The sequence below is a fragment of the Apibacter sp. B2966 genome (assembly GCF_011082485.1).
Classification (GTDB): Bacteria; Bacteroidota; Bacteroidia; order Flavobacteriales; family Weeksellaceae; genus Apibacter.
The window spans coordinates 1064002-1085269 of sequence record NZ_CP049714.1 but is presented as its reverse complement, the minus strand read 5'-3'; the positions used below and the strand labels follow the sequence as shown (position 1 = coordinate 1085269).

33 protein-coding genes are annotated in these 21268 nt (G+C 31.7%); 32 read left to right on the top strand and 1 reads right to left on the bottom strand.

Features of this window, described 5'->3' with window-relative positions:
- The first annotated feature begins 2 nt into the window (after positions 1 to 2).
- From G8C43_RS04685 to rplQ, 32 genes are all read left to right on the top strand, one after another.
- Positions 3 to 611 carry a DUF4254 domain-containing protein gene (locus tag G8C43_RS04685; RefSeq protein WP_160564303.1) on the top strand — a complete coding sequence of 203 codons (609 nt, stop codon included), beginning with the start codon at positions 3 to 5 and terminating at the stop codon, positions 609 to 611.
- A gap of 431 nt (positions 612 to 1042) precedes the next feature.
- On the top strand, positions 1043 to 1957 hold the full coding sequence (locus G8C43_RS04680; RefSeq protein ID WP_160562691.1) for a DUF3078 domain-containing protein: 915 nt from the start codon (positions 1043 to 1045) through the stop codon (positions 1955 to 1957).
- A gap of 194 nt (positions 1958 to 2151) precedes the next feature.
- Positions 2152 to 3072 carry a PfkB family carbohydrate kinase gene (locus G8C43_RS04675; protein WP_166004462.1) on the top strand — a complete coding sequence of 307 codons (921 nt, stop codon included), beginning with the start codon at positions 2152 to 2154 and terminating at the stop codon, positions 3070 to 3072.
- A gap of 84 nt (positions 3073 to 3156) precedes the next feature.
- Positions 3157 to 5271 (top strand): prolyl oligopeptidase family serine peptidase, encoded by a 2115-nt coding sequence (locus G8C43_RS04670; RefSeq protein WP_166004460.1) that lies wholly within the window; start codon positions 3157 to 3159, stop codon positions 5269 to 5271.
- A gap of 467 nt (positions 5272 to 5738) precedes the next feature.
- Complete coding sequence (gene rplC, locus G8C43_RS04665) at positions 5739 to 6362, top strand: 50S ribosomal protein L3 (protein ID WP_055425373.1); 624 nt, start codon at positions 5739 to 5741, stop codon at positions 6360 to 6362.
- Positions 6353 to 6982 (top strand): 50S ribosomal protein L4, encoded by a 630-nt coding sequence (gene rplD / locus G8C43_RS04660; protein WP_105298129.1) that lies wholly within the window; start codon positions 6353 to 6355, stop codon positions 6980 to 6982. Before rplC ends, rplD begins: the two co-directional genes overlap by 10 nt.
- Positions 6983 to 6986: 4 nt before the next feature.
- Positions 6987 to 7277, top strand: coding sequence for a 50S ribosomal protein L23 (gene rplW, locus G8C43_RS04655; protein WP_105298128.1), 291 nt, complete (start codon positions 6987 to 6989; stop codon positions 7275 to 7277).
- A gap of 13 nt (positions 7278 to 7290) precedes the next feature.
- On the top strand, positions 7291 to 8112 hold the full coding sequence (gene rplB / locus G8C43_RS04650) for a 50S ribosomal protein L2 (protein ID WP_105298127.1): 822 nt from the start codon (positions 7291 to 7293) through the stop codon (positions 8110 to 8112).
- A gap of 6 nt (positions 8113 to 8118) precedes the next feature.
- The gene (gene rpsS, locus G8C43_RS04645; RefSeq protein ID WP_055425369.1) at positions 8119 to 8397 is read left to right on the top strand and encodes a 30S ribosomal protein S19; all 279 of its coding nucleotides are present in this window, start codon (positions 8119 to 8121) and stop codon (positions 8395 to 8397) included.
- A gap of 6 nt (positions 8398 to 8403) precedes the next feature.
- A complete protein-coding gene (gene rplV / locus G8C43_RS04640; protein WP_055425368.1) occupies positions 8404 to 8808 on the top strand; it encodes a 50S ribosomal protein L22 in 405 nt (134 codons plus the stop codon).
- Positions 8809 to 8810: 2 nt separating this feature from the next.
- The gene (rpsC, locus tag G8C43_RS04635; protein WP_055425367.1) at positions 8811 to 9506 is read left to right on the top strand and encodes a 30S ribosomal protein S3; all 696 of its coding nucleotides are present in this window, start codon (positions 8811 to 8813) and stop codon (positions 9504 to 9506) included.
- A gap of 19 nt (positions 9507 to 9525) precedes the next feature.
- Positions 9526 to 9948 carry a 50S ribosomal protein L16 gene (gene rplP / locus G8C43_RS04630; protein WP_055425366.1) on the top strand — a complete coding sequence of 141 codons (423 nt, stop codon included), beginning with the start codon at positions 9526 to 9528 and terminating at the stop codon, positions 9946 to 9948.
- Between the two features lie 12 nt (positions 9949 to 9960).
- On the top strand, positions 9961 to 10137 hold the full coding sequence (gene rpmC / locus G8C43_RS04625; protein ID WP_105298126.1) for a 50S ribosomal protein L29: 177 nt from the start codon (positions 9961 to 9963) through the stop codon (positions 10135 to 10137).
- 32 nt (positions 10138 to 10169) lie between these two features.
- Positions 10170 to 10424 carry a 30S ribosomal protein S17 gene (gene rpsQ, locus G8C43_RS04620; RefSeq protein ID WP_055425364.1) on the top strand — a complete coding sequence of 85 codons (255 nt, stop codon included), beginning with the start codon at positions 10170 to 10172 and terminating at the stop codon, positions 10422 to 10424.
- A 7-nt stretch (positions 10425 to 10431) separates the two neighbouring features.
- Complete coding sequence (gene rplN / locus G8C43_RS04615; RefSeq protein WP_055425363.1) at positions 10432 to 10800, top strand: 50S ribosomal protein L14; 369 nt, start codon at positions 10432 to 10434, stop codon at positions 10798 to 10800.
- Between the two features lie 15 nt (positions 10801 to 10815).
- Positions 10816 to 11130 (top strand): 50S ribosomal protein L24, encoded by a 315-nt coding sequence (gene rplX / locus G8C43_RS04610; protein WP_105298124.1) that lies wholly within the window; start codon positions 10816 to 10818, stop codon positions 11128 to 11130.
- A 16-nt stretch (positions 11131 to 11146) separates the two neighbouring features.
- Positions 11147 to 11698, top strand: coding sequence for a 50S ribosomal protein L5 (gene rplE / locus G8C43_RS04605; protein ID WP_105298123.1), 552 nt, complete (start codon positions 11147 to 11149; stop codon positions 11696 to 11698).
- 8 nt (positions 11699 to 11706) lie between these two features.
- On the top strand, positions 11707 to 11976 hold the full coding sequence (gene rpsN, locus G8C43_RS04600) for a 30S ribosomal protein S14 (RefSeq protein WP_055425360.1): 270 nt from the start codon (positions 11707 to 11709) through the stop codon (positions 11974 to 11976).
- A 63-nt stretch (positions 11977 to 12039) separates the two neighbouring features.
- Positions 12040 to 12438, top strand: a complete 399-nt coding sequence (rpsH, locus tag G8C43_RS04595; protein WP_160541867.1) for a 30S ribosomal protein S8 — start codon at positions 12040 to 12042, stop codon at positions 12436 to 12438.
- Positions 12439 to 12450: 12 nt separating this feature from the next.
- Positions 12451 to 12996 (top strand): 50S ribosomal protein L6, encoded by a 546-nt coding sequence (gene rplF, locus G8C43_RS04590; protein WP_166004458.1) that lies wholly within the window; start codon positions 12451 to 12453, stop codon positions 12994 to 12996.
- Positions 12997 to 13007: 11 nt separating this feature from the next.
- Entirely contained in the window at positions 13008 to 13364 is a 357-nt protein-coding gene (gene rplR, locus G8C43_RS04585; RefSeq protein ID WP_105298120.1) for a 50S ribosomal protein L18, read from the top strand.
- A 14-nt stretch (positions 13365 to 13378) separates the two neighbouring features.
- Entirely contained in the window at positions 13379 to 13900 is a 522-nt protein-coding gene (rpsE, locus tag G8C43_RS04580) for a 30S ribosomal protein S5 (protein ID WP_055425356.1), read from the top strand.
- A gap of 4 nt (positions 13901 to 13904) precedes the next feature.
- Positions 13905 to 14081, top strand: a complete 177-nt coding sequence (gene rpmD / locus G8C43_RS04575) for a 50S ribosomal protein L30 (protein WP_055425355.1) — start codon at positions 13905 to 13907, stop codon at positions 14079 to 14081.
- A 6-nt stretch (positions 14082 to 14087) separates the two neighbouring features.
- Positions 14088 to 14537 (top strand): 50S ribosomal protein L15, encoded by a 450-nt coding sequence (gene rplO, locus G8C43_RS04570; RefSeq protein ID WP_160541868.1) that lies wholly within the window; start codon positions 14088 to 14090, stop codon positions 14535 to 14537.
- A 6-nt stretch (positions 14538 to 14543) separates the two neighbouring features.
- Positions 14544 to 15923, top strand: coding sequence for a preprotein translocase subunit SecY (gene secY, locus G8C43_RS04565; protein WP_105298118.1), 1380 nt, complete (start codon positions 14544 to 14546; stop codon positions 15921 to 15923).
- Between the two features lie 3 nt (positions 15924 to 15926).
- Positions 15927 to 16142: a translation initiation factor IF-1 gene (infA, locus tag G8C43_RS04560; protein WP_055425352.1), complete on the top strand. Its 216-nt coding sequence runs from the start codon at positions 15927 to 15929 to the stop codon at positions 16140 to 16142.
- Between the two features lie 13 nt (positions 16143 to 16155).
- Positions 16156 to 16272, top strand: a complete 117-nt coding sequence (gene ykgO / locus G8C43_RS04555; RefSeq protein WP_073961215.1) for a type B 50S ribosomal protein L36 — start codon at positions 16156 to 16158, stop codon at positions 16270 to 16272.
- Positions 16273 to 16276: 4 nt separating this feature from the next.
- Complete coding sequence (gene rpsM / locus G8C43_RS04550; RefSeq protein ID WP_105298117.1) at positions 16277 to 16654, top strand: 30S ribosomal protein S13; 378 nt, start codon at positions 16277 to 16279, stop codon at positions 16652 to 16654.
- 11 nt (positions 16655 to 16665) lie between these two features.
- Positions 16666 to 17058, top strand: coding sequence for a 30S ribosomal protein S11 (gene rpsK / locus G8C43_RS04545; RefSeq protein ID WP_160541869.1), 393 nt, complete (start codon positions 16666 to 16668; stop codon positions 17056 to 17058).
- Between the two features lie 27 nt (positions 17059 to 17085).
- Positions 17086 to 17697, top strand: a complete 612-nt coding sequence (gene rpsD / locus G8C43_RS04540) for a 30S ribosomal protein S4 (RefSeq protein ID WP_105298115.1) — start codon at positions 17086 to 17088, stop codon at positions 17695 to 17697.
- Between the two features lie 24 nt (positions 17698 to 17721).
- Positions 17722 to 18714, top strand: a complete 993-nt coding sequence (locus G8C43_RS04535; protein WP_160541870.1) for a DNA-directed RNA polymerase subunit alpha — start codon at positions 17722 to 17724, stop codon at positions 18712 to 18714.
- Positions 18715 to 18723: 9 nt separating this feature from the next.
- Positions 18724 to 19236: a 50S ribosomal protein L17 gene (gene rplQ, locus G8C43_RS04530; RefSeq protein WP_160541871.1), complete on the top strand. Its 513-nt coding sequence runs from the start codon at positions 18724 to 18726 to the stop codon at positions 19234 to 19236.
- 517 nt (positions 19237 to 19753) lie between these two features.
- Here the strand turns inward: rplQ and G8C43_RS04525 are convergent.
- A complete protein-coding gene (locus G8C43_RS04525) occupies positions 19754 to 21175 on the bottom strand; it encodes an OmpA family protein (RefSeq protein ID WP_160541872.1) in 1422 nt (473 codons plus the stop codon).
- Positions 21176 to 21268: the final 93 nt, after the last annotated feature.

Sequence of the window (21268 nt, the reverse complement as noted above, 5' to 3'; positions counted from 1 at the left end):
ACATGAAATTTACAGAAAAAGCCTGGGAAATATTTAACCAAAGTATTCAGGATTATCATGTAAAAGATGATGTAAACCAGAAAATTAACAACCCATATCCTCAAGATAGCCTTGAACATTTATTGTATTTAAAAAATTGGATTGATACCGTTCAATGGCATTTGGAAGACCTAATTAGAGATGAAAATATTGATCCGATTGAAGCCTTACGATTAAAAAGGTGGATTGATAAATCTAATCAAGAAAGGACTGATCGGGTAGAAAATTTGGACAGCTGGTTTTTAAATAAATATAAAGACGTTCAAATTCTTCCCGATGCAAAAATAAATACGGAAAGTCCGGCTTGGGCGATAGATCGTTTATCGATTTTATCTTTAAAGATATATCATATGAAAGCTGAGGTTGAACGTCCGGATGCGGGCCAAGAACACAAAGAAAGCTGTCAGAAAAAATTAGATGTTTTACAACAACAGTATGTGGATTTGTCTACTGCAATAGAAGAACTTTTAGAAGACTACTCAGCCGGGAAAAAGTATATGAAAGTATATAAACAAATGAAGATGTACAATGATGACGAATTAAATCCGGTTCTTTATAAAAGCAAAAAATAAAATTTATCTTTTAGTTAATATAAATTAGTTACATCATATATAGCTGAATAATAACAACAGCTATATATGATATTGCTCTTATAGTTATTTTTATTTTTTTTGCATTCATGTTCATTTTGATTTTACCTCACTATAAAACACTCTCCATTAATATTTCTATGGAATATTTTGCGACCAATAAATACTTAAAAATTCTCATTTTTTAAAAAATAATTAGTAAGGTAATCAACAATACGCATATTTAATTTTGAATTTAGATAATATACGAATATATTCGTATATTATTTATTTCATTAAACAAGAAACTTACATAATACAAAAAAAACAATATCAATTCAATCCTTTAATTGATAAATAAAAGTAAACTAATGCGTAAATTGAATACTTGCTATATTTAACTTTTTTTAAAACCAATAAATCGATCAAGAATGATGAAGAAAATTTTATTATTTTTATTTGTATCCATCCTTTCACATTTTATTTATGCTCAACAATTAGGTACAGAAAATCCTGTTACAGATACGGTAACTGTTCCCAAAAAAACTAAAAATTGGAAAATTAGTGGAGACCATTCACTTATAGTAAATCAAAGTTCATTTTCACATTGGATAGCCGGAGGAACAAATTCTTTTGGAGGATCAGCAAGAATAAAATATTCCTTAGATTACAAAAAAGGAAAAAATATTTTTAAAAATACAATAACTATCGGTTATGGTCAAGTTAACAACAAAAACGATAAGATGAGAAAAACAGATGATATTTTGTTACTTGAGTCGATGTATGGAAGGAGCATATCAAAGAATTGGTATGCAAGTATAGATATGTCTTTTAAAACACAAATGTTTAACGGATATGATTATTCTGCCCATCCGGATTACACTTCCAAAGACAGAATTTCCTCTTTTATGTCTCCGGGCTATTTAACGTTGGGGGTTGGTTTTGAATATAAGCCGGATGGAAATTTTCAATTATCATTATTACCCATAACCTCTAAAAATACATTTGTTCTGGACAGAAAGTTGCAGAAAAAAGATAATTACGGATTAAAACATGACGGAGACTGTATGTTTATGGAACTTGGGGCAATGGTTACCGCTAAATATAAAGTTGAAATCATGAAAAATGTTGTTTGGGATAATGCTTTGTCTTTATTTACCAATTACTTATCTCATACCGAAAGGGTTGATGTGAATTTTGGAAGTGTTATAGATATGAAAGTCAATAACCACATATCCACGAAACTAACCTTTGACTTAATTTATGATCACGATCAAATAGAAAGAGTTCAAACAAGACAAACATTTGGTATAGGCTTATCCTACGGATTTAAGTCAAAAAATAAATAGCCGTAAGGAGAATAGAATTAGTTGTCGAAAATAAAAATCAACCTGAATGAATTTAAACATATATTTAATAAATATTGAAGTATAGGTATTTAAGTAAAAAATTTTTTATAAAACAGGATATATTTTTCGGTAAAACTTTTCTTATCTTTTACAATAGGTTTATCTTTGTAGACACACAATTTTAATTAAAATAAATGAAATTACTAGCAGTGGGTACCGTAGCATACGATGCCATAGAAACCCCATTTGGGAAAACTGATAAAATTTTAGGCGGAGCTGCCACTTATATAGGTTTGGCTGCTTCCAAGCTGGGAGCAGAAGTTAACCTTGTTTCTGTAATTGGCGGTGATTTTAAACCTGAATATATAGAGGTATTTCATAAAAATTCCATAGGTATTGAAGGAGTAAAAAAAATAGAAGACGGAAAAACTTTTTTTTGGTCAGGAAAATATCATATAGATATGAATAATCGAGATACATTAATCACCGAATTAAATGTGTTGGAAAATTTTGAGCCCAAAATACCCGAATCTCAGAAAAATTCTGAAATTGTAATGTTAGGAAATTTACATCCCGCCATACAATTATCTGTTTTAGAACAAACGACTGATAAACCAAAATTGGTAATCTTAGATACTATGGATTTCTGGATGAATACCGCTTGGGATTCATTACTTCAAATTATTTCCAAAGTAGATGTATTAACAGTAAACGATGCAGAAGCCCGACAATTATCGGGGGAATACAGCTTAGTTAAAGCAGCAAAAAAAATTCAAAGCATGGGTCCTAAGGTAGTGATTATAAAAAAAGGTGAACATGGTGCCTTATTATTTAATGAAAATAAAATATTTTTTGCTCCCGCTCTGCCTTTAGAAGATGTTTTTGATCCAACGGGTGCCGGAGATACTTTTGCAGGGGGATTTGCAGGCTATATAACCCAAACGGCAGATTTATCCTATGAAAACATGAAAAAAGCCATTATCGTGGGAAGTGCATTAGCTTCTTTCACGGTTGAAAAATTCGGTACAGAGAAATTGCAAGAGTTATCTTCCATGGAATATGAAAATAGACTAAATGAATTCAAAAATTTGACCGAATATAATTACAGCTTTTAATATTTTTAACATCCATAATTTTATCTAACCTTTAATTTGTTAATTAAAGGTTTTTTTTAATTTTATAATTATTAATTAGTTTTTATGATAAAACCAAAAATAATTACGTTAAGTTTAGTCTCATGCTTAACCGTAAATGCACAACACATGAAATATCCTAGTACAGAAAAACAATCGGTGTTTGACGAATATTTTGGAGAAAAAGTTCCGGCTCCTTATAGATGGTTGGAAGATGATCAATCTCCTAAAACTCAACAATGGATAAAAACTCAAAATGAGTTGACATTTGAATATTTACATAACATACCGTTTAGAAATCAACTAAAAGACCAGCTTAAAAAGCTGTGGAATTACGAAAGAATTTCAGCACCTTTTGAGGAAGGAAATTATACCTATTATTATAAAAATAATGGATTGCAGCCTCAGTCGGTGCTTTATAGAAAATTAACTTCCGGAGGAAAAGAAGAGGTATTTTTAGATCCCAATACCTTTTCTAAAGACGGTACATCTTCTTTGGGTGGTATTGATTTCAGTAAAGACGGAAGCCTAGCCGCTTATCAAATATCCGAAGGTGGTTCAGATTGGAGGAAAGTAGTAGTAATTGAAACCCAAACTAAAAAACAGATTGGAGATACTTTAACTCACGTTAAATTTTCAAACATAGCTTGGAAAGCCAATGAAGGATTTTATTATTCGAGTTATCAAAAGCCGAAAGAAGGAAGTCAATTATCGGGGAAAACAGAACATCATATCTTGTATTTTCATTCCTTAAAGGAATCTCAATCCAAAGACCCGATAATTTTCGGGGGAGAAAAAACACCAAGAAGATATATCAATGCAAAGGTTTCCGAAGATCAACGATATGTAATTATTACGGCAGCAAATTCAACATCGGGTAATGAACTCTATATTTTGGACACCCAAAATAAGAATAAAATACAACCCATCGTAACCGGTTTTACCAATAATTACGAAGTAATCACTACCGAAGGAGATTGGTTATATATTGAAACCAATGAACAGGCAGCCAATAAAAAATTGGTAAGATTGAATGTAACACAATTAGGGCAGAAAGAGCCGAAATGGGAAACGATCATACCGGAGTCTGAATCAGTCTTACATGTGACCGGTGCTAATAAATATTTTTTTGCTAACTATATTGTTGATGTACATTCTGAAGTGAAGCAATTCGATTTAAATGGTAACTTAATACGAACCTTACCATTACCCGGATTAGGTCAGGCAACAGGCTTTACAGGAAAATCTCATCAAAAAGAAATATATTATTCCTTTACCAGCTACATATATCCATCAACCGTTTTTAAGTTAGATACGGAAAACGGAAAATCAGAGCTGTACAAAAAACCTGAGATAAACTTTGATCCAAATCAATTTGAGAGTAAACAAATTTTTTATACTTCATCAGACGGAACGAAAATACCGATGACAATTACTTATAAAAAAGGGACACAGTTCAATGGGAAAAATCCAACCCTTTTATATGGATATGGTGGATTCGAAATTAGTCTGCTTCCCGTATTTTCTGTAGCGACTGCCGTGTGGTTACAAAATGGAGGAGTCTATGCAGTTGCTAACCTTAGAGGAGGAGGGGAATACGGTAGAAAGTGGCATGACGCAGGAACTCAATTAAAGAAAAAAAATGTATTTGAAGATTTTATAGCCGCCGGTGAATATTTAATATCAAACAAATATACATCTACAGAATACTTAGCCTTATCGGGAGGATCCAATGGAGGATTGTTAGTAGGAGCAGTAATGACCATGCGGCCAAATTTAGCCAAAGTTGCCTTACCGGCTGTGGGTGTTCTTGATATGTTACGATATCATACGTTTACCGCCGGAGCCGGGTGGGCGTATGATTATGGAACAGCAGAAGATAATAAAGAAATGTTTACTTATCTTAAATCCTATTCTCCGGTACATAATGTTAAAAAAGGAATTTGCTATCCTGCAACATTAATTACAACCGGAGATCATGATGACCGAGTAGTTCCTTCTCATTCCTATAAATTTGCTGCAGAATTGCAAGAAAAACAAAATTGCAAAAATCCGGTTTTAATAAGAATTGAAACCAGGGCCGGACATGGAGCCGGAAAACCTATTGATTTACTTATTGAAGAAACTGCAGATAAATTTGCTTTTGCTTTTAAAAATTTCGGAATTAAAGAGTTAAAATAAATACAAAAAACCAAAAATAACCCCGAGGGATTGCTTTATTTTATAGCAATCCCTTATTTTTTATAGAAAGATTATTATAAGTAATATATATAGTAAAATCAATAGAGTTTTAAAAAAAATTTTATAATTAAATGATTTAAAAAATAGAAAAATTACATTCAATCAAATTATGCAAAATATAGATTAATTTAAATTAAAAGAATTGGAGCTTACCTAATATTGAGAAAAAAAGGAATTACGTGATATGTGAAAAACTTAAAAACACAATAAAGTTATAAGTATTTTGTTCTGAATTAATTTACCAAAAATTGGATGGAATAATGATAAATTTTAAATTAAAATTTTAATCAAGTTAAATTCATTAAAATCAAAATAAAAACTAATTATAAAAAATTTTGAATCAGAATGTTAAATTGTGAAAAAAATTTTTTAATTTTGCAGTCCGAAAAAATATATAAATAGAACAAATGTCAGGTATTATTGGAAAAAAAATTGGCATGACCAGCTTGTTTGACGAGGAAGGTAAAAACATTCCTTGTACTGTTATAGAAGCGGGTCCATGTACAGTTTTACAGGTCAGAACCGAAGAAAAGGACGGCTATTATGCAGTTCAGCTAGGTTTCGATGACAGAAGTGAAAAAAATGTCGGCAAAGCCCTTTTAGGTCACTTCAAAAAAGCAGGTTCAACACCAAAAAGAAAAATGGTGGAGTTTCGTCATGGGTTTGACGGATTGAAAATTGGAGAAGAAGTAAAAGTTGATTTATTTTCAGAAGGAGAATATGTTGACGTTACTGGAACTTCAAAAGGTAAAGGATTCCAAGGGGTGGTTAAAAGACACGGCTTTGGAGGGGTTATGCAAGCAACACACGGTCAGCATAACAGATTAAGAGCTCCGGGTTCTATTGGAGCAGGATCAGATCCATCCAGAGTATTTAAAGGAATGAGAATGGCTGGAAGAATGGGTGGAAATCAGGTGACAGTGCAAAATTTACAGGTTATAAAAGTGGACAATGAAAAAAATCTTTTAATTGTAAAAGGTGCAGTTCCGGGTCCTAAAAATTCATATGTAATTGTAAGAAGATGGAATTAGTAGTACTAGATAGAAGCGGAAAAGAAACCGGAAGAAAGGTTACTTTAGACGAAACAATATTTGGAGTTGAACCAAATACACATGCTGTTTACTTAGAAGTAAAGCAATATTTGGCATCACAGAGACAAGGAACCCATAAATCTAAAGAAAGATCTGAATTAAGTGGATCAACTCGTAAACTTCATCGTCAAAAAGGAACAGGAGGTTCCCGAAAAGGAGATATCAATAACCCTTTGTTCAGAGGTGGAGCAAGAGTATTTGGACCTAGACCAAGAGATTACAGGTTCAAATTAAATAAATCATTAAAAAGAATAGCAAAAAAATCAGTTTTTAGCCAAAAATTAAAAGAAAACAACTTAAAAGTAGTTGAAGACTTAAATTTTGAAGCACCTAAAACAAAAGATTTTACTAAAGTTTTACAAGATTTAGGACTAGCTAACAAAAAAGCTTTGTTTATTTTAGGGCAGTCTAATAAAAATGTATACTTGTCATCACGAAATTTACAAGACGCTAAAGTATTAGGATATAACGAGATAAGTAGTTATGATATCTTAAAAGCGAATGAAGTGGTTTTGTTTGAAAGCTCAGTAGAAAAAATACAAGAAAATTTAAGAAAATAGAATTATGTCTGTACTCATAAAACCTATTATATCAGAAAAAGCTAACGAAATCGCTGAAAAAAGAAATCGTTATACTTTTTTAGTAAATACTAAAGCAAATAAGTCAGAGATTAAATATGCTGTAGAACAAGCTTACGGAGTTAATGTAGTTGCAGTAAGAACATTAATTTCTGCACCTGTTGTTAAATCAAAATATACAAAAACAGGTCTTCAAGTTGGAAAAACTAATAAATTGAAAAAAGCAATGGTTGACATAAAAGAAGGTCAAACCATTGATGTATTTGGAAATATATAATTTATAAAGAATCATGTCGGTAAGAAAATTAAAACCTATCACCCCCGGACAAAGATTCAGAATTGTTAACAATTTTGAAGAAATCACTACTTCAAAACCAGAAAAATCCTTACTAAGAGGAATTTCTAAATCAGGAGGTAGAAATAATTCCGGAAAAATGACCATGCGTTATACCGGAGGTGGACACAAGAAACGATACAGAGAGATCGATTTCAAGAGAAATAAGTTTGGCATTCCGGCTACTGTAAAATCAGTAGAATATGATCCAAACAGAACTGCATTTATCGCATTATTGGTTTATGCAGACGGTGAAAAACGCTACATTGTGTCTCCTCACGGTATTAAGGTAGGACAAAAAGTCGTTTCAGGAGAGAGTGTTGCTCCTGAAATTGGAAACGCAATGAAATTAAAAAGCATACCTTTAGGTACTGTTATTTCATGTATTGAGTTACGTCCCGGACAAGGAGCAAAAATGGCAAGAAGTGCCGGAACCAGCGCACAACTTATAGCCAGAGACGGTAAATATGCTGTTCTTAAAATGCCTTCCGGAGAAACTCGTATGATTTTAGTTGAATGTATGGCAACAATTGGTTCAGTTTCCAATTCAGATCATCAGCTAATCGTATCTGGTAAAGCAGGTAGAAGCAGATGGTTAGGAAGAAGACCAAGAACAAGGCCGGTAGCAATGAACCCTGTAGATCACCCAATGGGAGGTGGTGAAGGTAGATCAACCGGAGGACATCCAAGATCTAGAAAAGGTATGCCTGCAAAAGGATACAAGACTCGTTCAAAGAAGAAAGAATCGAATCGTTATATTTTACAAAAAAGAAAATAATCTAGTATGGCACGTTCGTTAAAAAAAGGACCTTATATTCACTATAAATTAAACAAGAAAGTTCAAGCAAATATAGAGTCAGGAAAAAAAGTCGTGATTAAAACATGGTCTAGAGCATCAATGATATCTCCGGATTTCGTTGGTCAAACGTTTGCAGTACATAACGGAAAACAATTTGTACCGGTATATGTAACTGAAAATATGGTTGGACATAAGCTAGGAGAATTTTCACCTACTCGTGTGTTTAGAGGTCATGCAGGAAATAAAAATAAAGGTAACAGATAATAAGCAATGGGTAACAGAAAACAAAATAGTGCAACAGCACGTAAAGAAGCTAAGAAAAATTTAGCAATTGCTCGCTTGAATAATTGTCCTACCTCGCCTAGAAAGATGAGATTAGTAGCAGATATCATTAGAGGCGTTGATGTTGATAAAGCATTATACATATTAAAATATTCAAAAAAAGAAGCTTCAATCAGATTAGAAAAACTTTTATTAAGTGCTATAGCTAATTGGCAAGTTAAAAATGAAGGTAAAGACATCGAAGAAGCTAAACTTTATGTAAAAGAAATTTTTGTTGACGGTGGATCTATGTTAAAAAGATTACGTCCTGCTCCTCAAGGGAGAGGATATAGGATTAGAAAAAGATCTAATCATGTAACAATTATTCTAGGAAACAAAAACGAAGTAAATTAAGTATGGGACAGAAAACAAATCCAATAGGTAATAGATTAGGAATCATTCGAGGATGGGATTCTAATTGGTATGGTGGAAAAAACTTTGGAGATAAAATAGCAGAAGATTACAAAATCAGAAGATATTTAGAAGCAAGATTATCCAAAGCAGGTGTTTCCAGAATTTACATCGAAAGAACTTTGAAATTAGTTACTATTACCATCACCACAGCAAGACCTGGAATTATCATAGGAAAAGGTGGTCAGGAAGTAGATAAATTAAAAGAAGAGTTAAAAAAGATTACTAAAAAGGAAATTCAAATAAATATTTTTGAAATTAAAAGACCTGAACTGGATGCAAAATTAGTTGCAGAAAGTGTAGCTCGTCAAATTGAAAGCCGTATCTCATATAGAAGAGCTGTTAAAATGGCTATCGCATCTACAATGAGAATGAACGCTGAAGGAATTAAAATTATGATTTCCGGACGTTTAAACGGTGCTGAAATGGCAAGATCAGAATCTTTTAAAGAAGGAAGAATTCCTTTGTCAACTTTCCGTGCTGATATCGATTATTATATTGCTGAAGCTCATACAACTTATGGTCGCTTAGGGGTAAAAGTATGGATTATGAAAGGCGAAGTGTATGGTAAAAGAGAGTTATCTCCGTTAGTAGGTCTTCAGAAAAAGACTCAGAAAAGAAAAGTTAAAGAAAGAAGATAAAAAAATATCTTAGGTAATTATGTTACAACCAAAAAGAACAAAATTCCGTAAACAGCAAAAAGGACGTATGAAAGGTCTTTCTTACAGAGGAAGTAAATTAGCATACGGTACTTTTGGAATTAAAGCGTTAGATTCAGTATTTATTACTGCAAGACAGATAGAAGCTGCACGTATTGCTGCCACTCGATATATGAAAAGAGAAGGACAATTATGGATTAAAATATTCCCGGATAAACCTATTACCAAAAAACCTGCTGAGGTTCGTATGGGTAAAGGAAAAGGTGCTGTGGAATATTGGGTAGCAAGAGTATCACCGGGAAGAATTTTATTTGAAATAGGGGGAGTTCCTTATGATGTTGCAAAAGAAGCATTACGACTTGCAGCTCAAAAATTACCGGTGAAAACTAAATTTGTTGTTGCTAACGATTTTGTGCAATCATAAATAATAAAATCGATGAAAGCAGTTGATATAAGAAATTTAAGTCAAGAAGAAGTTAAAGCAAAATTAGCTGAAACAAAAGCTGAGTATGCTAAACTAAGATTATCACATAAAGTGTCTCCAATTGGAAATCCGATTCAATTAAGAGAGATGAGAAAAACAATAGCAAGGTTGTTAACAGCCTTAAAGTAATTTAAAATCCGAAAAAGAATTTAATTTCAATTATGGAAAGAAATTTAAGAAAAGAAAGAATCGGAGTAGTATCTAGCAATAAGATGGATAAAACTATCGTTGTTAGTGAGACAAGCAGAATGAAACATCCCATGTATGGGAAATTCGTTTTAAAAACTAAAAAATATACTGCTCACGATGAGAAAAACGAATGCAATGAAGGAGATACCGTTCGCATTATGGAAACTCGTCCACTGAGTAAGAGTAAAAGATGGAGATTAGTAGAAATATTAGAAAGAGCTAAATAATTTAGAGATGCTACAAACAGAATCAAGATTAAAAGTTGCAGATAATACTGGAGCAAAAGAGGCTTTAGTTATCAGAGTGTTAGGAGGTTCAAAAAGAAGATATGCATCTGTAGGTGATAAAATAGTTGTTACTATTAAAGATGCTACTCCATCAGGAAACGCTAAAAAAGGTCAAGTATCCAAAGCAGTAGTGGTTAGAACTAAAAAACCTGTAAGAAGGAAAGATGGTTCTTATATTAGTTTTGAAGATAATGCATGTGTATTGTTAAATGCAGCAGGAGAAATGAGAGGAACTCGTGTTTTTGGACCGGTAGCCAGAGAATTACGTGATAAAGAGTATATGAAAATTATATCATTAGCTCCTGAGGTATTATAAGGTAAATTAAAAAAAATGGCAAAAGTTAAAATAAAAAAAGGAGATAAAGTTCAAGTTCTTGCCGGATCTTACAGAGGAAAGCAAGGACAAGTTTTAGTAATTTATCCTGAAAAAAACAGAGCGATAGTTGAAGGTGTTAATATAGTTAAAAAACATAGAAAACCTTCAGCAGAAAATCCTCAAGGAAGTATTATTGAAAAAGAAGCTTCTATACATATTTCTAACTTAGCTCTATTGGATCCAAAATCCGGAAAACCAACAAGAGTAAGTTATAAAATGGATGGTGAGAAAAAAGTTAGAGTTGCAACCAAATCAGGAGAAGTGATTTAATTAAATTTGAAAGATTATGCAATACATAGCAAGACCGAAACAATTATATAAAGATAAAATCATCTCTGCTCTAAAAGAGGAATTTGGTTATACATCTGTAATGCAAGTTCCAAAACTAGAAAAGATTGTGATAAGCCAAGGATTAGGGGCAGCAACAGCAGATAAAAAAATTGTTGATTATGCAGTTGAAGAAATTTCTTTAATTGCAGGACAAAAAGCAATACCATGCCTATCTAAAAAAGATGAAGCCGGTTTCAAACTAAGAAAAGGAATGCCAATCGGCGCAATGGTTACCTTACGTGGTGATAGAATGTATGAGTTTTTAGATAGATTAATTACTGCTGCTTTACCTCGTGTTAGAGATTTTAATGGAATAAAATCAGATGGTTTTGACGGTAGAGGTAACTATACATTAGGAATTACTGAACAAATCATATTTCCAGAAATAAATATTGATAAAGTGAAGAAAATTCAAGGTATGGATATTACCTTTGTAACTAATGCAAAAACCGATAAGGAAGCAAAAGCATTATTAACCCACTTTGGATTACCATTTAAAAAGAATTAATTAATAGTATGGCTAAAGAATCAATGAAAGCGCGTGAGCGCAAAAGAGAAGCACTTTCAGCTAAATATGCCGCTAAAAGAAAAGCTTTAAAAGAAGCCGGAGACTACGAAGCACTTCAAAAGCTTCCTAAAAACTCTTCTCCGGTAAGATTACACAATAGATGTAAGCTTACAGGAAGACCAAGAGGATATATGAGAGTTTTTGGAATTTCCAGAGTAACTTTTAGAGAAATGGCTAACGAAGGATTAATACCGGGAGTTAAAAAAGCTAGTTGGTAAAAATTAAAAAATAACAGATTTTAAAAGTAGAATTTAAATTCTATACTCTAAAATTAAATAAATATGGTTACAGACCCAATTGCAGATTACTTAACAAGAGTAAGAAATGCCATGAGAGCAGGACACAAAGTTGTTGAAATTCCTGCATCAAAAATTAAAAAAGAGATTACTAAAATTCTCTTCGATCAAGGATATATCCTTAACTACAAATTTGAAGAAGGTAGTGTACAAGGAGTTATTAAAATTGCTTTAAAATACGATAAAGCAACTAATCTTCCGGCTATCAAAAAAATTCAAAGAGCATCTAAACCGGGCTTAAGAAAATATTCCGGTTGTAAAGAACTTCCAAGAGTTTTAAATGGATTAGGTATCGCTATTATCTCAACTTCAAAAGGAGTAATGACAGATAAGAAAGCTAGACAAGAAAATGTTGGTGGAGAGGTAATTTGTTATGTTTATTAAAAAATTGAAGAAATGTCAAGAATAGGAAAAGCAATAATAAATATTCCAACAGGTACTACCATTGATTATAAAGATAATGTAGTTACAGTTAAAGGAAAAAACGGTGAGTTAAAACAAGAACTTACCGGAGGAATAACTATAAATATTGAAAATTCTGAATTAGCAGTTCAACGTCCATCCGACAGTAAAGAACATAAATCTTTGCATGGATTATACAGAGCCCTTATTAATAACATGATAGTTGGTGTATCTGAAGGATTCACCAAAAAATTGGAATTAGCGGGGGTAGGTTATAGAGCATCTAATCAAGGCCAAAAATTAGAATTGGCTTTAGGATTTTCGCATTTAGTAGTTATAGAGTTACCTCAGGAAGTAAAAGTGGAAACTTTAACTGAAAAAGGTAAAAATCCAATAATTACTTTATCTTCGTTTGATAAACATTTATTAGGGATGGTTTGTGCAAAAATAAGATCACTTCGTAAACCTGAACCTTATAAAGGTAAAGGAGTTAAATTTGTAGGAGAACAAATCAGAAGAAAAGCAGGTAAATCTGCATAAAAAATTAAGTTATGGCATTAACTAAAAGAGAAAAAAGAATAAGAGTTAAAAGGAGAGTACGTAAAAATATATTCGGTACAGCTGAAAAACCTCGTTTGTCAGTTTTTAGAAGTAATAAAGAAATTTACGCTCAACTTATAGATGATAATTCTGGCAAAACTTTAGCTTACGCATCTTCGCGTCAAAAAGAAATTGCCGGAGAAAAAGGAACTAAAACTGAAATTTCTGCTTTAGTAGGTAAGAAATTAGCTGAAAATGCTAAAGTAGCCGGTATTGAAACTGTAGTTTTTGATAGAAATGGCTTCATATATCACGGAAGAGTGAAAGCCTTAGCTGATGGTGCTAGAGAAGGAGGTTTAAAATTTTAATACATTAAAAAATTATGTTAGGAATAAATAATATTGAAAGAGTAAAACCAGGTGGGTTAGAACTTGTAGATCGTTTAGTAGGTGTACAAAGAGTAACAAAAGTAACCAAAGGTGGTAGAGCATTCGGATTTTCAGCTATTGTGGTTGTAGGTGATGAAAAAGGAGTTGTAGGATTTGGTTTAGGTAAATCAAAAGAAGTGGCTAGCGCTATTTCAAAAGCTGTAGAAGATGCTAAGAAAAATTTAGTTAGAGTACCGATATTAAACGGTTCACTTCCACATGAACAATCTGCAAAATATGGCGGTGCTGATGTATTTATACGTCCGGCATCTCATGGTACAGGTTTGATTGCTGGGGGAGCAGTTCGTGCCGTATTGGAATCTGCAGGAGTTAAAGATGTACTTTCAAAATCTAAAGGATCTTCAAATCCACATAACGTAGTAAAAGCAACAGTAAAAGCACTATTAAACTTAAGAAGTGCTGAAACTATTGCACAACAAAGAGGAGTTTCACTTTCTAAAGTATTTAAAGGATAAGAACATGGCAACGATAAAAATAACTTTAAAAAGAAGTTCAATTAAAAGACCGAAAAATCAAAAGCTTACTTTAGAAGCATTAGGTTTAACTAAATTGAATAAGACCGTTGAACATGAAGCAACCCCACAAATATTAGGTATGGTTGCAGTAGTAAAACATTTAGTAACTGTTGAAGAATAATAAGATATGAATTTACATACTTTAAAACCTGCACAAGGTTCAACACATAATAGCAAGAGACTAGGTAGAGGTCAAGGAAGTGGTAAAGGAGGTACTTCTACTAAAGGTCACAAAGGAGATAAATCTCGTTCAGGACATAAAGATAAAGTAGGATTTGAAGGAGGTCAAATGCCTTTACAAAGAAGGATTCCTAAATTTGGCTTTAAGAATATCAATAGAAAAGAATATGTGGGTATTAATTTAGACACAATTCAAGGTTTAATTGATAGTAATAAAATTTCTACTGAAATCACCAAAGAAACTTTAATCCAAAACGGATTAATTTCTAAAAATGATTTAGTTAAAATTCTTGGTAGAGGAGAATTAAAATCAACCGTTAATATAACTGTTGATAAATATACTAAATCAGCAAAAGAGGCTATAGAAAAAGCCGGAGGGAAAGCTAACATCTTATAAAATAGCATGAAAGGATTTATACAGACATTAAAGAATATCTGGAGTATAAAAGAGTTAAGAGATAAACTTATTTTCACTTTTGTTCTAGTGTTGGTATACAGATTTGGTACGCATGTTTCACTTCCTGCTATCAATATGGTAGAAGTAGATAATATTCTTGAAATCTACAAAAACAATGGTGGAAACCAACAGGCTACCGGCCTGTTAGGGTTATTATCTTCATTTACGGGAGGTGCATTCAGTAAAGCATCAATTTTTGCTTTAGGTATTATGCCGTATATATCTGCTTCTATTGTGGTGCAATTAATGGGATTAGCTATACCTTATATACAAAAACTACAAAAAGAGGGAGAAAGCGGTCGTAAGACGGTTAATCAGATTACTAGGTGGTTGACAATTTTAATATGTTTAATACAAGCTCCTGCTTATTTGACATCTATTACACAAGTCTTTCTACCTATTGAGCAATTTAGAACAGCCTATTTAGTAGATCCCAATAATATTTTCTTATTTTGGGTGCCAAGTATTATAATCTTAATTTCAGGCACAATTTTTGCTATGTGGATGGGGGAAAAGATAACTGACAAAGGAATCGGTAATGGGATATCTATTTTAATTATGGTTGGTATTTTAGCAGGTTTTCCAACAGCATTTGTTCAAGAAGTTGGTGTACAAATGGGAGATACCGGAAAAGGACTTATCATGATGTTTATAGAAGTAATTGCTTGGTTGTTAGTTATCATATTATGTATTATGTTGACTGTAGCCGTAAGAAAAGTTCCTGTACAATACGTGAGTAGAACAAAATCTGGATCATTACGTTCCATAACAAATGCGGCTAGGCAATATATACCATTAAAAGTTAATGCAGCCGGTGTAATGCCTATCATTTTTGCACAAGCACTAATGTTCATACCGGGTTTATTGGTACGTTCTGAAACAACTACTAATACTTTTTGGGCAGGATTTAGTCAAGTGTTTAGTTGGCAATATAATTTATTATTTGCCCTATTAATAATTGTCTTTACCTTTTTCTACACAGCTATTACAATTCCTATAAATCAAATGGCTGATGATTTAAAAAGAAATGGAGGATTAATTCCACGTGTAAAACCAGGTAAAGAAACAGCTGATTATTTAGATGATGTTTTATCTAAAATTACACTACCTGGAGCTATATATTTAGCTCTTATAGCAGTTCTTCCTGCAATAGTTAAAATTATCGGTCTCACCGCAACCGATAAATTTGCTTTATTTTTTGGTGGAACTTCTTTATTAATTATGGTAGGTGTATTATTAGATACTGTACAACAAATTAATACTTATTTATTAAACCACCATTATGATGGTTTAATGCAGTCAAGATTAAGTAGAAATCCGAATTAATATATGGCAAAACAAAAACATATAGAACAAGACGGAACTATTATTGAAGCATTGTCTAATGCAATGTTCAGAGTAGAATTAGAAAATGGCCACATTTTAACCGCACATATTTCTGGTAAAATGAGGATGCATTATATTAAACTATTACCTGGAGATAAAGTACGGTTAGAAATGTCACCCTATGATTTATCAAAAGGAAGAATAACTTTCAGATATTAAAATAGAAAGAAAAATGAAAATTAGAGCATCACTTAAAAAAAGAAGTTCAGATGATATTGTTGTAAGACGTAAAGGTCGTCTATACATTATAAACAAAAAAAATCCTAAATTTAAACAAAGACAAGGTTAATACTATGGCTAGAATTTCCGGTGTAGATTTACCAAAAAATAAAAGAGGAGTTATAGGCCTTACCTATATTTACGGTGTTGGTAAAAGTACTGCAGCTAAAGTTTTAAAAGATGCAGGAATTAGTGAGGATAAAAAAGTTTCTGAATGGAATGACGATGAAGTTAATGCTATCAGAAAATTCATTTCCGAAAACGTTAAAGTAGAAGGAGAATTACGTTCTGAAATTCAATTAAATATTAAACGTTTAATGGATATTGGATGTCAGAGAGGTATCAGACATCGTCTAGGTTTACCACTTAGAGGTCAAAGAACCAAAAATAATTCTCGTACAAGAAAAGGTAAAAGAAAAACTGTAGCTAATAAGAAAAAAGCCACTAAATAATAAATAGAAACATGGCAAAAACAGCATCAAAAACAGCTAAAAAAAGAAAAGTTAAAATTGAAGCAGTAGGAGAAGCTCATATCCAAGCCTCATTTAATAATATTATTATCTCTTTAACTAATAAAAACGGAGAAGTAATATCATGGGCATCTGCTGGAAAAATGGGTTTTAAAGGCTCTAAAAAAAATACCCCTTATGCAGCACAAATGGCAGCTGAAAATTGTGCGCAAGTTGCGTATGAATTAGGATTAAGAAGGGTAAAAGTTTTTGTGAAAGGTCCGGGAGCTGGAAGAGAATCCGCTATTCGAACTATTCATAATGCTGGTATTGAAGTTAGTGAAATCATTGATGTAACTCCTATACCACATAATGGATGTAGACCACCAAAAAGAAGAAGAGTTTAATACTATTAATATCATTCAAATTTTATAATGGCAAGATATATTGGTCCAAAAACGAAAATAGCTAGAAAATTCGGACAAGCTATTTATGGGGAAGATAAGTATTTTGAAAGAAGAAAATACCCTCCAGGACAACACGGTCCGAACAAGAGAAGAGGTGCTAAAAAATCTGAATATGCAGTTCAGTTGGCTGAAAAACAAAAAGCAAAATATACTTATGGTATATTAGAAAGACAATTTGCAAATTTGTTTGACAAGGCACAAAGAAGTAAAGGGATTACCGGTGAAGTATTATTACAATTATGTGAATCAAGACTAGATAACGTAGTTTATAGATTCGGTTTGTCTAATACTAGAGCAGGATCTCGTCAATTAGTATCACACAAACATATCACAGTTAATGGAGAGATTGTAAATATACCTTCTTATCTTTTAAAACCGGGTGATGTGATTGGAGTTAGAGAAAAATCTAAATCATTACAAGTAATTAAAGATGCTTTAGCTAATAATTCTCATAAAACTTATGAATGGTTAGTATGGAATGATGAAAAACTATCAGGAGATTTTAAAGTAGTTCCTGAAAGAATTCAAATTCCTGAAGATATCAAAGAACAATTGATAGTCGAATTATATTCTAAATAAAACAAAAAATTAGCTAAGATTTATATGGCAATTTTAAACTTTATAAAACCTGATAAGGTAATTTTAGTTGAATCAGATGATTTTAAAGGTCAATTTGAATTCAGACCCTTAGAGCCTGGATTTGGATTAACCGTTGGAAATGCTTTAAGAAGAGTTTTATTATCTTCGTTGGAAGGGTATGCTATTACATCAATAAGAATTGAAGGAGTTGAACATGAATTTTCAACTATTCCGGGTGTAATAGAAGATGTGACTGAAATCATATTGAATCTTAAAAAAGTTAGATTTAAAAATCAAATCAATAAAGGTGGAAATGAAATTGTAACAGCTCAAATATCCGGAAAATCAGAATTGACAGCCGGAGATTTAGGTAAATTTATTTCTTCTTATCAAGTTTTAAATCCTGATTTAGTGATTTGTCATATGGATAAATCAGTTAAATTTAATATAACTTTTAATATAGATAAAGGAAGAGGGTACGTACCTGCAGAACAAAATAAATCTAATCACGCTCCAATAGGAACTATAGCAATTGACTCTATTTATACTCCAATTAGAAATGTTAGTTATAGCATTGAAGATTATCGTGTAGAACAGAGAACTGATTATGAAAAGCTTATTTTAGATATTCAAACAGATGGTTCAATAACTCCTCAAGAAGCTTTAACAGAAGCAGCTAAAATATTAATTCATCATTTTATGTTATTTTCTGATGAGAGAATAACATTAGAAGCAGATGTTGTTTCATCCGCAGACACTTATGACGAAGAAGCTCTTCATATGAGACAGTTATTAAAAACTAAACTAGTTGATATGGATTTATCTGTTAGAGCTCTTAATTGTCTTAAGGCTGCAGAAGTTGAAACTTTGGGAGAATTAGTTTCCTTTACAAAATCAGATTTAATGAAGTTTAGGAATTTTGGTAAAAAATCTCTGACCGAATTGGAAGATTTAGTTTATTCTAAGAATCTGACTTTTGGTTTGGATGTTTCAAAGTATAAATTAGAAGCAGAATAATAAGAAATCATGAGACACGGAAAAAAGTTTAATCATTTAGGGAGAACTGCATCACATCGTAAAGCTATGCTTTCCAATATGGCTACTTCCCTTATTCTTCATAAAAGAATTAACACAACTGTTGCTAAAGCTAAAGCATTAAGAACGTATATAGAACCATTATTAACTAAATCTAAAGAAGACACTACTCATAATAGAAGAACGGTTTTTAGTTATCTTCAGAGTAAAGAGGCGGTTACTGAATTATTTAGAACAGTAGCAACCAAAATTTCTTCTAGAAATGGTGGGTATTGTAGAATAATTAAAACTGGTTTTAGGCTAGGAGATGGTGCAGATACAGCTCTTATTGAATTAGTGGATTTTAATGAAACCTATAATTCAGGAGAATCTAATAAAAAAGTAACTAGAAGAAGTCGTCGTTCAACTAAAAAGGCGGATTCTGCAGAATCAACATCTGAAGCTGTAGTTAATGAAACTAGTGAAGTTGAATCTGAGAATAAATCAGATGAAACAAAAGAATAAAAAATAAATTCAATTTAAAAAAAAGCAGGTTTTTAAACCTGCTTTTTTATTTTATACTTATCGCTTTTTACTTACATAGATTTACAAATCGACTAATTATAGATCAACATATTAGTATCTATTCATTAAAGACTTATATATAATAGATAAAATAATTAATTGAAACTATATTATTATTTATAAACGTTTAAATATGACAGTATTTCAATAAAATAGATTAAAAGGTCTTTTACATTAATAATAAATTAAATTTTATTAAAATAAAATACTCTATGCAGGTCCAAACTGAATGTTTAATGTAATATTTTTATTTATTTAAATAGTTTCACTTATAAATAATAAAATCATGCTTTATATGTGGTTTTTAAAGTTTTAAAAATTGTTTTAAATACTTAAAAACAACTAATTATTTTATATAAATAGTAAATCAAATATAACTTTGAAGTGGTACGTTTTAAATATTATTAAATAAAAAAAGCCTCTTATATAAGAGGCTTTTTTTATATCATTAGTTTTTTTATTCTGCAGAATCAAGTAATTTGAAAACCACTCTTCTGTTTTCTTTATTTTTCCATTCAGGACATTTAGAAGCAGGTTTACATTCAGGATATTTAGGGTTAGTGAATCCCATACCTTTACCTGTTAATTGATAAGGAGGCACACCTTTAGAAACTAAATATTTAATCACAGAAGTTACTCTTCTTTTTGATAGATTAAGATTGTAAGCATCTGTTCCTCTAGCATCAGTGTGTCCTTCAACTAAAAATCTTGTACCTTGACCGTATTTAATTATAATATCAGCTACTTGATCTAAAATAGGTTGCGATTCCAAAAGAATTTTGTCTGAATCAAGATTAAATTGGATACCTCCCATAGTAGCAATTAGTGGATTAATAGCATCCTCAGCAAGTTTTTGCGGTTCAGGACATCCATCGTTTGATGCAGGACCAGGGAAAGTAGGACATTTATCATATAAGTCTATAATGCCATCCATATCTACGTCTAATGCTCTACCGGAACCATCAACACGAGCACCTTTAGGAGTGTCTAATTCTCTATCCCAATCATCACAAACACCGTCATCATCTTTATCACCAAATACGCAAACTTCTAATTGTTGTTGACTTGCTACATCATTGATTTTTGTAAACATTTCACGTAATGGATCAACCCAACCTAAATATTCATTATGTTTTCCTATTTTATAGGTAACACCTAAAGATGTTGTTAAAAAATTATCGGATTTACCACCTTTATGCAATTCGGCATAGTGTCCGTTATTACCGGACCCATCAAATAGTTCATCACCGGTGATTACATACATAGCTCTTAAAGATGCATCCCATCTTTTATTAATTTTATATGTTAATCCGGTACCTACCTGAGCAAATATAGACTTAAGTCCCATATCTTCATCAGCCATAGTTTCATAAACGGTTGAACCTTTTTCAATAAATTTAGTTTTAGCTTTATATTGTATTGTTCCTAAACCGGCATATGTATGTAGAGCCCATCTGTAAGGAGATCTGTTATCAATTCTTCTAAATAAAGAAGAAACGTTTAAATCTCCTAAAACGCTTAATGCGAAATAATTAGTTTTAGCATCTACTTTATTTGAACCATATCCTTGCTTAGTTTCACCAAACTGACCTAATAAACTTAATCCAAAGACATGTGAAATTTGTTTATTTATCGAAGCTTGAAAATCATATCCAACTCTCCATTTGCTAGATGCCCCGTTATCTATAGAGGTAAAGTCAGATGTAATTAACCACGGAACACCTCCATATATAGATACAGACCAGTCATTAAATTGCTTTTGATCATTAGTAAATTTTACATAATCATCAGTGAAATTACTACTATCTACATTTTGAGCTTGTACATTTAAGCATGTACAAATAACTGCAAGTAAAAATAGAATACATTTTTTATTCATAACTATAATTAATTAGTAAGTATATTAAGTCTTCTCCTATACAAAATGATTGAAGGTTGTAAAATTATCAAAATTTTTTAAATAAAAAAATAT

Coding starts and splice junctions, on each gene's coding strand:
- rplV (WP_055425368.1), top strand. CDS start 8,404: ATGGGTAACAGAAAACAAAATAGTGCAACAGCACGTAAAGAAGCTAAG.
- G8C43_RS04675 (WP_166004462.1), top strand. CDS start 2,152: ATGAAATTACTAGCAGTGGGTACCGTAGCATACGATGCCATAGAAACC.
- rplN (WP_055425363.1), top strand. CDS start 10,432: ATGCTACAAACAGAATCAAGATTAAAAGTTGCAGATAATACTGGAGCA.
- rpmD (WP_055425355.1), top strand. CDS start 13,905: ATGGCAACGATAAAAATAACTTTAAAAAGAAGTTCAATTAAAAGACCG.
- rplC (WP_055425373.1), top strand. CDS start 5,739: ATGTCAGGTATTATTGGAAAAAAAATTGGCATGACCAGCTTGTTTGAC.
- secY (WP_105298118.1), top strand. CDS start 14,544: ATGAAAGGATTTATACAGACATTAAAGAATATCTGGAGTATAAAAGAG.
- rplB (WP_105298127.1), top strand. CDS start 7,291: ATGTCGGTAAGAAAATTAAAACCTATCACCCCCGGACAAAGATTCAGA.
- rplE (WP_105298123.1), top strand. CDS start 11,147: ATGCAATACATAGCAAGACCGAAACAATTATATAAAGATAAAATCATC.
- rpsM (WP_105298117.1), top strand. CDS start 16,277: ATGGCTAGAATTTCCGGTGTAGATTTACCAAAAAATAAAAGAGGAGTT.
- G8C43_RS04685 (WP_160564303.1), top strand. CDS start 3: ATGAAATTTACAGAAAAAGCCTGGGAAATATTTAACCAAAGTATTCAG.
- rpsK (WP_160541869.1), top strand. CDS start 16,666: ATGGCAAAAACAGCATCAAAAACAGCTAAAAAAAGAAAAGTTAAAATT.
- G8C43_RS04535 (WP_160541870.1), top strand. CDS start 17,722: ATGGCAATTTTAAACTTTATAAAACCTGATAAGGTAATTTTAGTTGAA.
- G8C43_RS04680 (WP_160562691.1), top strand. CDS start 1,043: ATGAAGAAAATTTTATTATTTTTATTTGTATCCATCCTTTCACATTTT.
- rplR (WP_105298120.1), top strand. CDS start 13,008: ATGGCATTAACTAAAAGAGAAAAAAGAATAAGAGTTAAAAGGAGAGTA.
- rpsE (WP_055425356.1), top strand. CDS start 13,379: ATGTTAGGAATAAATAATATTGAAAGAGTAAAACCAGGTGGGTTAGAA.
- infA (WP_055425352.1), top strand. CDS start 15,927: ATGGCAAAACAAAAACATATAGAACAAGACGGAACTATTATTGAAGCA.
- rpsQ (WP_055425364.1), top strand. CDS start 10,170: ATGGAAAGAAATTTAAGAAAAGAAAGAATCGGAGTAGTATCTAGCAAT.
- rplP (WP_055425366.1), top strand. CDS start 9,526: ATGTTACAACCAAAAAGAACAAAATTCCGTAAACAGCAAAAAGGACGT.
- rpsN (WP_055425360.1), top strand. CDS start 11,707: ATGGCTAAAGAATCAATGAAAGCGCGTGAGCGCAAAAGAGAAGCACTT.
- rpsD (WP_105298115.1), top strand. CDS start 17,086: ATGGCAAGATATATTGGTCCAAAAACGAAAATAGCTAGAAAATTCGGA.
- rplD (WP_105298129.1), top strand. CDS start 6,353: ATGGAATTAGTAGTACTAGATAGAAGCGGAAAAGAAACCGGAAGAAAG.
- rpmC (WP_105298126.1), top strand. CDS start 9,961: ATGAAAGCAGTTGATATAAGAAATTTAAGTCAAGAAGAAGTTAAAGCA.
- rplQ (WP_160541871.1), top strand. CDS start 18,724: ATGAGACACGGAAAAAAGTTTAATCATTTAGGGAGAACTGCATCACAT.
- rplO (WP_160541868.1), top strand. CDS start 14,088: ATGAATTTACATACTTTAAAACCTGCACAAGGTTCAACACATAATAGC.
- rpsC (WP_055425367.1), top strand. CDS start 8,811: ATGGGACAGAAAACAAATCCAATAGGTAATAGATTAGGAATCATTCGA.
- ykgO (WP_073961215.1), top strand. CDS start 16,156: ATGAAAATTAGAGCATCACTTAAAAAAAGAAGTTCAGATGATATTGTT.
- rpsH (WP_160541867.1), top strand. CDS start 12,040: ATGGTTACAGACCCAATTGCAGATTACTTAACAAGAGTAAGAAATGCC.
- rplF (WP_166004458.1), top strand. CDS start 12,451: ATGTCAAGAATAGGAAAAGCAATAATAAATATTCCAACAGGTACTACC.
- rpsS (WP_055425369.1), top strand. CDS start 8,119: ATGGCACGTTCGTTAAAAAAAGGACCTTATATTCACTATAAATTAAAC.
- G8C43_RS04525 (WP_160541872.1), bottom strand. CDS start 21,175: ATGAATAAAAAATGTATTCTATTTTTACTTGCAGTTATTTGTACATGC.
- rplW (WP_105298128.1), top strand. CDS start 6,987: ATGTCTGTACTCATAAAACCTATTATATCAGAAAAAGCTAACGAAATC.
- rplX (WP_105298124.1), top strand. CDS start 10,816: ATGGCAAAAGTTAAAATAAAAAAAGGAGATAAAGTTCAAGTTCTTGCC.
- G8C43_RS04670 (WP_166004460.1), top strand. CDS start 3,157: ATGATAAAACCAAAAATAATTACGTTAAGTTTAGTCTCATGCTTAACC.